Origin of the sequence: Pelomicrobium sp. G1 (assembly GCF_051905455.1) — a bacterium.
In the GTDB taxonomy this organism is placed as follows: domain Bacteria; phylum Pseudomonadota; class Gammaproteobacteria; order Burkholderiales; family UBA6910; genus Pelomicrobium.
Window position 1 is genome coordinate 1 of the sequence record NZ_JBQACR010000038.1, and the last position, 1,370, is coordinate 1,370.

The 1,370-nt window shown below is 66.4% G+C and carries 1 pseudogene; it reads left to right on the top strand.

Annotated features, from left to right (window positions below):
- Positions 1-441: 441 nt before the first annotated feature.
- Positions 442-1,370 (top strand): annotated as a pseudogene (locus tag ACTFO6_RS17240) (XrtA/PEP-CTERM system histidine kinase PrsK); the annotation flags it as partial.

Genomic DNA, 1,370 nt, shown 5'->3' on the forward strand with positions numbered 1-1,370 from the left:
AGGGGGCGCAACGGGACGGCGGCTCCCGGCGGGCGACGTTCGATGTCTACCCGTTTTCCATCGCCCAAGCCCGGTCCGTTCCCTTTTTCCCGCTTCGGATATCCTGCCTTGTCGCCTCTGGCGGGTAGCCTCCTTGCCATCGATTTTCGGGTGCTTTTTCCTTTTTTACGGCCGGCGGGAAAAAGCGCTCCAGGCGCTGGAGAGCGCGGGCGGGTCGAACCTGACGCAGCCTGGGTTCGTTGGTATGCTTATGCGAGGTCGTACCTTGGAGCGCCCGCCTCAGCCGGAACGAACCCATGGCCCCCTTCATGCTCCTGCTCCGGATGGCGCCGCGGGTGCGGCTTTCTCATTCCATGAATCCGGCATGCCCATCGGGCACTTACCGGCGCTCCCGATTTAAGGCGCCCTATGGTTGAAGGCCCAAGCGGAATCGGCTGGGGGATGGTCGCGGAGCCGGCCTTCTGGAGCTACGCCGCCGCTCTGGCCGCGTTCACGCTTTTCGCCTTGCAGCTATGGTTGGGATGGCGGGGAGGGCGCAATGCCGCCCTGTTGCTCACCGCCGTCGCTCTGAGCGCCGGCTGGGCGGGGAGCGGCCTGGCGGTGGTTCTGTCGGGAAGCCCCATGGCCTGGTCCGGATACCGGGGTCTGGACGCCCTGCGCATCCTGGCGTGGCTCGCTTTCCTGTTTTCCTTGCTACACCGCGGGGAGGGCTCGGGCCGGGGGCTGTCAAGCAGCGCCTGGCCATTCCTGCTCGCCGTGATTTTTCTGGCCACGCCGTGGCTTGCGCCGGCGCTGTCCGCGCTGGATCTCCAGGTTCCCCAGGCCTTGACCGCCTACGGGGGCTCCCTGGCGGTCTCGGTCCTAGGGCTCGCCACGGTGGAGCAGCTCTACCGCCGGGCGCCCAAGGGTTCCCGCTGGCACGTGGCGCCCTTGTGCATCGGGCTGGGCGGCGCGTTCGCGTTCGATCTGTACGCGTACGCCTATGCTCTGCTGTTCCGCGGTCCCCTGGACCCCGACCTGTGGAGCGCGCGGGGCGTGGCGCAGGCCCTGGTCATCCCCTTTGTCGCCCTGTCCACGGCCCGCAGCCGGGAATGGACCATCGACATCGCCTTTTCGCGGGGCGTGGTGTTCCACTCGACCGCCATCACGGCTGCCGGCCTGTACCTACTCGCCGTCGCCGCGGCCGGCTATTACGTGCGCTATTTCGGTGGTGCCTGGGGCAGGACCCTCCAGATCGGGTTCCTGTTCGCCGCCCTCCTGCTGCTGGGACTGGTGTTTTCCTCAGGCACCTTTCGCTCCCAGGTCCGGGTTTTCATCAACAAGCACTTCTTTTCCTACCGCTACGATTACCGCCAGGAATGGTTGAAAAT